The sequence below is a fragment of the Blautia sp. CGZ-1-C1 genome (assembly GCF_056504575.1).
The window spans coordinates 22,738-32,387 of sequence record NZ_JBWLUT010000088.1 but is presented as its reverse complement, the minus strand read 5'-3'; the positions used below and the strand labels follow the sequence as shown (position 1 = coordinate 32,387).

The 9,650-nt window shown below is 37.9% G+C and carries 7 protein-coding genes, 2 pseudogenes and 1 riboswitch; of the genes and pseudogenes, 2 read left to right on the top strand and 7 right to left on the bottom strand.

Annotated elements, in window-relative coordinates; translation table 11 throughout:
- Positions 1 to 228, top strand: a pseudogene (locus AC058W_RS07140) (MATE family efflux transporter); the annotation flags it as partial.
- Between the two features lie 78 nt (positions 229 to 306).
- Here AC058W_RS07140 and AC058W_RS07135 read toward each other — a convergent pair.
- Complete coding sequence (locus AC058W_RS07135) at positions 307 to 567, bottom strand: hypothetical protein (RefSeq protein WP_118247324.1); 261 nt, start codon at positions 565 to 567, stop codon at positions 307 to 309.
- A gap of 125 nt (positions 568 to 692) precedes the next feature.
- On the opposite strand from AC058W_RS07135, the gene AC058W_RS07130 reads away from it, so the two are divergent.
- Positions 693 to 2,357, top strand: a complete 1,665-nt coding sequence (locus tag AC058W_RS07130; RefSeq protein ID WP_479389889.1) for a glycoside hydrolase family 13 protein — start codon at positions 693 to 695, stop codon at positions 2,355 to 2,357.
- A 208-nt stretch (positions 2,358 to 2,565) separates the two neighbouring features.
- Here AC058W_RS07130 and folK read toward each other — a convergent pair whose 3' ends face one another.
- The 6 genes and pseudogenes from folK to AC058W_RS07100 all read right to left on the bottom strand — a co-directional run bounded on the left by folK (position 2,566) and on the right by AC058W_RS07100 (position 9,580).
- Positions 2,566 to 3,462 (bottom strand): 2-amino-4-hydroxy-6-hydroxymethyldihydropteridine diphosphokinase, encoded by an 897-nt coding sequence (gene folK, locus AC058W_RS07125; RefSeq protein ID WP_242986805.1) that lies wholly within the window; start codon positions 3,460 to 3,462, stop codon positions 2,566 to 2,568.
- 18 nt (positions 3,463 to 3,480) lie between these two features.
- The gene (gene folP, locus AC058W_RS07120; protein ID WP_479389888.1) at positions 3,481 to 4,290 is read right to left on the bottom strand and encodes a dihydropteroate synthase; all 810 of its coding nucleotides are present in this window, start codon (positions 4,288 to 4,290) and stop codon (positions 3,481 to 3,483) included.
- 39 nt (positions 4,291 to 4,329) lie between these two features.
- Positions 4,330 to 4,827 (bottom strand): HD domain-containing protein, encoded by a 498-nt coding sequence (locus AC058W_RS07115; protein ID WP_479389887.1) that lies wholly within the window; start codon positions 4,825 to 4,827, stop codon positions 4,330 to 4,332.
- On the bottom strand, positions 4,824 to 5,381 hold the full coding sequence (folE, locus tag AC058W_RS07110) for a GTP cyclohydrolase I FolE (RefSeq protein ID WP_026648569.1): 558 nt from the start codon (positions 5,379 to 5,381) through the stop codon (positions 4,824 to 4,826). The genes AC058W_RS07115 and folE overlap by 4 nt, the downstream gene beginning before the upstream one ends.
- 153 nt (positions 5,382 to 5,534) lie before the next feature.
- A riboswitch (THF riboswitch) is annotated at positions 5,535 to 5,631 on the bottom strand.
- Positions 5,632 to 5,849: 218 nt separating this feature from the next.
- Positions 5,850 to 5,983: pseudogene (locus AC058W_RS07105) on the bottom strand (peptide deformylase); the annotation flags it as partial.
- A 249-nt stretch (positions 5,984 to 6,232) separates the two neighbouring features.
- A complete protein-coding gene (locus AC058W_RS07100) occupies positions 6,233 to 9,580 on the bottom strand; it encodes a hypothetical protein (protein WP_479389886.1) in 3,348 nt (1,115 codons plus the stop codon).
- Between the last annotated feature and the right edge of the window lie 70 nt (positions 9,581 to 9,650).

The window sequence follows — 9,650 nt, the reverse complement described above, 5'->3', positions numbered from 1 at the left end:
CGAAATGCTCTCCAGGGAATGCGCCATCAGCTTTCGCCTCTGCTTTGCAGTGTTCTGGAACTGATTGGTAAAATTATCTTTGCTTTCTGGATCGTACCGGTAAAAGGCTATATTGCCGTTTGCATTTGCGAACCGGTTACATGGGTAATCTGTTTTGTATTTATTGCCGGGGCTGCATTGATATTTAGAAATGATTTTAAAGATAAAGCTGAAGCTTCTCTGCATTAATAAAAAGAGCATATCTGTTATACGTTTGATCGGTGTTTGCATCCAGGAGTATTACATTTGTTTCATCTCCATCAAGAATCATTCTGGCACGAAGCGCAGGTTTATGGATTTTTCACTATGATAGTCTTCTTTCATATAATCATCCGGATGGTTATCATTCTGTCCGATTGCAACAACAACTACCTGTGGCGTATATCCTGCAAAATCCCATTCTTTCGCTTCTCCGAAGATCGGATTATAATGAATTTTATTCCACGCTGTTTCCATACCGATAGCTTCAGGTTCATAAAACCATCCTGTATGATCCATCAGAGCAATTCCGCCCTGTTCTCCTCTCAAATACCGCCTTGCGTTTTTTTGCACAATATCATATAATATTTTCAGAACTTATTTATGCAATTAGTATACCAACAAGTTGATTTCTTGAATTAACTTGTTGGTATGCCTGACGAAAGGATACTTTTATGAAACACGAAAAAGACTGGTATAAGGATCTGGTAATCTACCAGATTTATCCGAGAAGTTTTAAAGATGGAAATAACGATGGAATCGGTGATTTAAAGGGAATGATCGAGAAGCTGGATTATCTGAAAGAGCTTGGAATCAATGCTGTATGGATGTCCCCTGTTTATGCTTCTCCAAATGTAGATAACGGTTATGACATTTCGGATTATTTCTCAATTATGGAAGAATTCGGAACGATGGATGACTGGGAAGCATTCCGCGATGGTGCACATGAACGTGGAATTGCCATCATTATGGATCTGGTTTTGAACCATTCTTCTGATAAACACGTATGGTTCCAGGAATCAAAGAAATCCCGTAATAACCCTTACAGTGATTACTATATCTGGCGTGACCCTGCGCCGGACGGTGGTGCTCCAAACTGCTGGATGTCTGTTTTTGGCGGAAGCGCCTGGGAATATGTCCCGGAAAGAGGACAGTACTATCTTCATTTCTTTGCCAAAGAACAGCCGGATCTGAACTGGGATAACCCGGAAACCAAAGAGAAAATTTTTGATATTATCCGTTTCTGGAATGAGAAAGGTGTCGACGGATATCGCATTGATGCCATCAGCTATCTGGATAAAGGTCTGGACGGACGTGCAGATATGAATGAGCCAATCGGTACCATAGCATGCGTGAATCTGGAAGGAACCCATCGCTACATCCGGGAAATGGTAGCTGAAACCATGGCTCCGGATAACCTGATGACAGTCGGAGAAGTCAACATTAACAATGAACAGGATGCTATCAATTATTCCAGTGCTGCAAGCAAAGAATTTAATATGTCCATTCCTTTTGTTCCTCCGATCGTAGAAATTCAGACCTGGTCACCGGAGAAAATGAAACGTGACCTTAAGAAAGATTACGAAGTTCTGAAAAAAGACGGATGGTGGGCAAGATTTTTAAGCAATCATGACAAACCTCGTCAGGTTTCTCTTTATGGAAATGATAAGGAATATTGGGAAAAATCTGCCAAGATGCTGGTAGCTTATCTTCATACGCTTCCTGGTACTCCGTTTGTTTTCCAGGGTGAAGAATTTGGAATGACCAATGTTGCTTATCCTTCAATTGAGGACTATGACGATATTGATACCCGCAATTATTATAAGACCATGATCGAGCAGGGTTCTTCCCCGGAAGAATCACTGGCTGAATCCCAGAGTATCAGCCGTGACAACGCAAGAACTCCTGTACAGTGGGACGACAGCTTATATGCAGGCTTCTCAACGCATAAACCATGGATTGGCGTGAATCCAAACTATAAGGAAATCAACGCCGCCAGCCAGATGAAAGATGACAACTCTGTTTTCAGATTTTATCAGAAACTGATTGCTCTGCGTAAAGAACATCCGGTAATGGCTCATGGAGATTTCAAGCTCTGCTGTTCGGAAAAAGGACCAGTGATCGCATATACCAGAAACTATCAGGGTGAAACCTGGATGGCTGTGCACAACTTCTCGAAAGAGACACAGGAATTTGCATATAAAGAAACAGAGGTAGAATTACAGTCAGATACCCCTGTAATTATTTCCAATTATGAAGAAAGCACGATTACTTTCCATGGTGAAGTTCTCTCACTCAAACCTTATGAAACTGTCGTTTTTCAATTACGGTCTTGCTAATATTACAGTTTGATTTCGATACCTGTATTCTTAACATAGAAAAAGAGCCCAAAAGAGGCTCTTTTTCTATGCTAACTTCTCATGTTTTTCCTACTCAAACCAAAACGCGCCATCAATCACATGCTGCGAATGATGGCATTAACTATTTATGCGCTCTCAAGAAACGCCAGAATTTCGGCTTTGGTTTTTGAACTTTTTGTAAAGGCTTCTAACGGTATTTTGCAGTATTTTCAGATTTGTTCAGAAGGCTGTCCAGAAGCTGTGAAATGGTCTGATTTAATACAGGATGTCGCAGATACGGAGCAATCTGATTCATTGGTACAAGAACAAAATCTCGGTTGTGCAGATCAATATGGGGAATATGAAGATCTGGCATATCAATGATTTCCTGATCATAGAACAAGATATCCAGATCCAGTGTCCTTGGTCCCCAGTGGATGATACGTTCTCTGTTTGCCTCCTGTTCTAACTGATGCAGTCGCACAAGCAATTCTTCTGGAGTAAGAAGTGTCCGCATTTTCAGGACTCCATTTAAAAATTCATCCTGATCAGTAACTCCGTAAGGTTCTGTGATAAGATAATCGGAAATTGCCTCTATACGGCATCCTTTTGTCTCTGCCAGACCACGGATTCCATTGTCTATATACATCTTTTTATCACCCATATTAGAGCCAAAAGCAATGTAAGCAGTATGCCATTTCCGCGTAATTTCCACAGATACGGTTTTCAGAGGAAGACCAACCGGTGCCCAGGGCTTTTCGATCTTCAAAGTGATTTTTTCAAGTCCGGAAAGAGAGCAAAGAAGCATTTCTGCAAGATTCTCTGCAAGAGATTCCAGAAGTTTATAAGTATGTTTTCTGGTGAAATCAGTGATCATATGGCTGACTTCGCCATAGTTTATGGAGGCAGACAACTCATCGGTTAATCCCGCCAGACGTGTTCTGGTAAAAAGCGTGGCAGAAATAACAAATTTCTGTCCCAGAACATTTTCTTCGGGATATACACCATGGTTTGCAAAAACCTCCAGCTCTTTAATTTCTATTTTATCTAATCTGGTCTCATCCATAACAGTAAAGCCTTTCTGTATATTATTTATATTTACCATCTGTTTTGTGCCAGCAATTTATCTGCATCCTAAGATTGCTTCTGTCATCTGGATCACACGCTTGTTTTCTTTAATATCGTGGACACGGACAAAAGAGCATCCCTTCATGACGCCAATTACACTGGTAGCCAAAGTCCCCTCTACCCGCTGATCTACAGGAAGATCCAGCGCCAGTCCGATCATGGATTTGCGGGATGTACCAAGGAGAACCGGAAATCCCAGATTCTGAAAAAGCTCCAGGTGATTCATTGCTTCCAGATTCATTTCAAATGTTTTTCCAAAACCAATTCCCGGGTCAAGCATGATTTTTTCATCTTTAATGCCAGCCTGTCTTGCAAGATTGACACATTCCTGTGTTTCGGCGAGCATATCAATGAGAAAGTTTTGATATTCAGTATTAGATTTGTTGTGCATCAGACAACAGACCACATCATATTTTGCGATTACAGCTGCCATGTTCGGATCATATTTTAATCCCCAGATATCGTTAACCAGGTCAGCTCCTGCCTGAATAGAGCTTTCAGCAACACTACTCTTAAAAGTATCTACAGAAACAGGAATGTCAAAATGCTTTTTGACCGCTTCAATAACAGGGAGAACTCTCTGCGCTTCCTCATCAGCACTGACAGGTGTATGGCCGGGACGTGTAGATTCGCCTCCGATATCAATAATATCTGCACCATCAGCAATCATTGCCTCTGTATGTTTCAAAGCTTCATCTATATGATTCCATTTGCCGCCGTCCGAAAAGGAATCAGGGGTAACATTTAAGATTCCCATTATGTAAGTATGATTCTTAGTATCAAAAAAACGGTTTCCAATTTTCATGAGCAGAGCCCATCCTTTCTTTTATGCTTATGAGAAAGATCAGTATTCAATTTTCATATTTTTTTTATCATCAGACCAATAGCATTCAGAAGCAGCGGAACATAAAAAACAATTTCTGGACTGCTTATCCGCTTTATAAAGAAGTGCTGTTAGCGTACTGCAGGAATCTCCTTTTCGGTGATGTCCAATGGAAGACAGAATCAGTTCTTTTTCCTGTTCTGTAAAGTGCAGATCTGTCAGAATTTCCCTTGCGATTTCTACTCCTGCAATATCATGGGGAATGTTGTACTGATATTGCTGTGCACGTCCGATATCATGAAGAAGTGCTGCTGCATAGATAAGCTCTTTGTGCAGCTCCAGATGTTCCTCCAGTGCATAAATGTACATCAGCCGTGCAACATCCAAAAAATGTTCAGTAGTATGACGGCAGAAGCTCCGTTCACTCTCGAGTTCCTGTATTTTTTTATAGTGTTCCTGATAAACCGGGTGCCCCCAGATCTGATTGACACGGTCCATATCTAAAAAATTGTTATTCATCCTTTTACCATAGAAAGGAACATTTTCTGCAGTTCCTTATCTTCTGTAAATGCACCACGGGTTACAGTAGTGATTGTTTTGCTGCCCGGTTTTTTTATTCCGCGCATGGTCATACAGGTATGTTCCGCTTCCAGCATTACCATAATTCCTTTTGGATCCAGAGTACGCTCTAAAGCATCTGCAATCTGAACAGTAAGGCGTTCCTGAATCTGTGGTCTTCTGGAATAAACCTCTACTGTACGTGCCAGTTTACTTAAACCGGTAACTTTGCCGTTAGGGATGTATGCAAGATGAGCTTTTCCATAAAAAGGCATCAGGTGATGCTCACACATGGAGTAAAAGGTGATGTCTTTTTCCAACACGATTTCATTATTCTCTACAGGAAACTGCTTCAACAGGTGCTGGTCCGCTTCATGGCCAAGACCTCCGTAAATTTCTTCACACATACGGGCAATCCTGTCAGGAGTATCGATCAGACCTTCCCGCGTGATATCTTCACCGATACCTTCCAGAAGCAGACGGACTGCCTGCTCAATTTTCAGCTTGTCAACCATTAAAAAATAACCTCCTTTGTATTTTTTGAATGGAGATTATCCTTTTGAACACACTCAAGTGGATATTCAGTAAAAAAAGGATATCTCCAATTGTGATAGAATGTATGTCGAAAACATTCCCTAACACAATATGAGATATCCTCTTATATTGTTTGCAACGGGTGCGGATAATATACCGTAAGACGTACTTTTCGTTTCAGTGACAACTCCCCATTCACCGAACACTTAACGCATAAAATCCTATTTTGCATATCATTCATTTCGGTATTCAGTATACCATGTAATACGATAATAGAAAAGGTTTTTTCTGACTTTTCAGAATAATTTTTTCCTGCTGCCAGAACTAATAGTTTCGAAGTACACTTTGCAGATATTCTTTATAATGTTGCTTTACATCTTCCGGTCCGTACTGATACCATATTCTCGGTCCAGAATCGTACATAATTCCGTAACACATCTATTTCCATGTTATATAATCTTTCCGGACAAATAATTAATTTCAGCTAACAGATCTGTACCGTCCATCCTGACAATTTCTGGCGCTGTTTTTTCCAGTTAAAGTCATAATACTCCACTTCTATTTCCTGGTATCTAGACTCACGAGCAAACTTAGCCATATACCAGGTTATCCACATAGTGATTCCTTCCTGATGATAATGTGCCTGTGCTTCAACTTTACTGTATCTTCCAATATCGCTATATCGCGCCAGTATCTGCATATCTGTTTCTGTGCCTTCTCTTTTCCTTCGGGATTGTAATATATGTCTTTTCCTCTACTTCTGAAACTCAGAATCTTTCCGTCTCGGAGATACAATAAAGCAATCTTGTCTATTAGCATATAATCCTCTAATCTATAAAAGCCACTGTCTCTTAACCTCTACAAATTCATTGTTTGACAATCTTCCAATACATATTTCCTTCCATTTTTCAATGCCTTTCAATACCGGTGCATCTGGTTTTTCCGAAATACACTTATCTATTTGAAAAGCAGTTCTTGCACATGCGGAACGAAGATTTATTGTAGATTTTATCTCTTTTTCTGTACATTCCTTTATTTTTTCATAAGCCGTATGCTCTGCACACTCTAATAAAGCCTTATCTAATGGCATAAGAATTTCATCTGATAAATCAAGCACCCCCATATATGCCAAATTATGTATAGAAATATAAAACATCTGTAATCCAGGCTGTTTCCCATATCTTATAAGTCTTATTTGCTCGATCAACAATTCTTTTGCTGTATCTAATTCCGGCCACTTCAAAATAATATGTTCAGCAGCATTCGTCGCATCTGCTATTTTATTCTTATCATCACTATAGAATTGATCAATAATGTTTTCTCCTAATTCAGCTTCTATTCTTTCTTTGCTAAATAAAAGAGCTCTTGATTCTAAAGTATTTATCCCATATTCGCTCATTTCATCAAGCATTTTTAATAACGACACTACTAAACCAGAATTCATCTGATCTATTTCAAACGAAAAGCTTCCAATTACTCGCTCCAGTGCTTGATATCTATCATAAAACTCATCATAATAAAAATCCCTATGCTCATTATTATCAAATCCGCTCCTACCGATTTCCCAGTACTCAATAAATCTGTTAAGGATGATTTCGATATCCGCAATTTCCAATAAATCAGGGCACAAATAATTCATACACTGAAGTTCTGCAAATATTCTTGCCTCGCCCATCGTAACTGATTCAAGTCCTCTGGATTTCAGATTATCATAAAACTTATTATCCATAATATAGTTTCGTACAAGGGTCTTAACATCTCTTCCCTCTGGACTTGGCCACTTCAAAAAGGCTGCGGCGTAGTATTCCTTAAAATTCGGAAGTCCTGTGTCTTCATTTACATTTTTCCAAATTAATTCGCGTAAATCCGCCAATTGTTCAGCTGATAATAGAGACCATTCTCTTAATTTGTTTAAACGCGGAATAATCGCCCAATAATCTTCATCCGATTCACTAGCACATTTTATCAAATCATCTATAATAGTCGAATCTATATTTGCTTTTTCATAGTATTTTTTTGCAAGGGTACTGGCAGAAATCACATCAAAAGGATCGGTTGATCTATCCTCACCTATATGTGTTCTGTTTTTTGTTGAAGATAATAATATTTCGTTTAAATACTGTGATTTAATATTTTCATCTATGATACAAAGAATCTGATAAATCCATTTATCCATTACACGGTATTCACGCACAATATCTGTATCAATTAACTTGCACATCAGTGTCAATAATTTTTTTTGCTGAACTAAAGAAGCTACCGAAACTAATCTTCTAAGTATTTCCAACCCATTATTCAGCAAATGAGTATACGCATTACCTCTTGCAGTATTTACGCTGATACTTTCGATATTTTGTTCGATACATTTAAATGCATAATCAAATAATTTTCTACAAATATCAAAACCGGCACTGATACAATTTTTACGTGAAATAATAGATTTAACTACTTTGTCATTTCCTGATCTCATACACATGAAAAATCCCAATGACGGAGTATTGATAAATAGTGCGTTAATAAATTCTATTTCCCGATGTGAAAGAAGTCTTGTCATACCAATATGCAGCGGCATTGCAATTCTTGTCAATACTCTATAAAAACTATAGATTTCTCCAAATCCATTGCTCCCCCATGTGATTGTTCTTATTTCTCGATTTATCTCAAAAGGTTCTTCCTTGTGCTTACAGTAGTAATTATACAAATAATTATTCCATTGGTTTTTTTCCTTCTCGAAATCAAAAAATCGAGAATAATCTTCTATTCCATTCCATGCTACATGAAGCTCCTCATTTTTATCAAATGGATGAAGTCCTTGAATTACAAATGCTAAAAGTTCGTATGCACCAGATAAAATAGATCCGCATTGTACAAAATCCTTATTTTTTTCTTTTGGCATGCTATCAATGGATTCTTCTAGTTCAGCAATGAGTGTTTTCAATTCTGAATATGCACTTTCAAGCAGACCACATTCTGCCATTAGACCAACCTTATTCAAACGCAATGCATACCTATTATCTTCACAGGAAAACTGTTGTATTTTATCTCGAACATCAGATATTTGCATTTTATAAAAGAGATGAACTATGAATTCCATTTCAAGTTCTTCATTTCCGGTTTCCATTATTGCAGCACTTTTTTTCATCACATCGAATACTTTTTGCCACGAATTCCAATTCATGTCTTCTCTATATTCACGCAATAGTGATTGACCAATGTAAAACCATTTTTCGTTCTTATCCTGAGCTGACCAGTCGCCTTTATCTTTATACTCTTTCCACAGTTCAAAAATATGGTTCTGCAGTATTTGTGAAAACACAATAAATCCTGTTTCATGTCTCCATACTAATTCAAATGCAAAATCTATTTTTTCTTGCATGGACAGTTCAGCTGTCTTCCACAATAATGATTCATCTCTGGTATATGACGCTAATATTTCTCTTTTAGCTACTGGGGCAATATACCATCCCGGATATAACTCACGTTCTTCCTTCCAATGTTTTGTTAATCCTATAACTTCGGCTTTCCGTTTTTCATTGCTACCAAACAACCCATCCGTCTGATAAAATTTTAGGTTCCACGTGAACAAATCCTTGTCATCACCAATCACTGTTCCATTTTCTATATGAACATGTTCATAATCTGATTTTCTTAATCCATAAGAAACTCCAGATATAGAACTCAGTTCATTTTTAATTTCCGATAGTCCAGTAGTTAGTAGAGTCTTTAATTCTTCTTGCTTACGTGAAAGCCTATTAAAAAATAATCTTCCTTCCAATTCAGGATTATTCATTGCTGTAAGTTCAAAAAACATTTGCACCAATGAATCAATTATCTTATCAGCATTATCAACATAATATGCCTCACATAAATCATTTAATTTTTGTCTCAATGCTTCTTCCATATCAAAAGCATCATCTTTTCGAATTTCTTTTAAAATCGCTCGCAGATTGTCTTTAGAAAATGCCGCTTGCAAATCGCTCAAAAATAATGTGTTATCTCTACATTTCAATCCTGTTAAACAAGAAGCAGCCTCATTAATTTTAGAGTCAACATTTCTATTTTTCAAATAATCACGAGATGTACTTGCCGCTTGCCCAATAATACTATCCGAATAATTATCACATAAATTTTCTAAAATTCCTTTTAAACCACCAATTACAAGTGAAACATCCATTGTCATCTATTACTCCTTATCAGCAGGATTTTGCATATCATTCATTTCGGCATTTCTATATCACGTAATACGATAA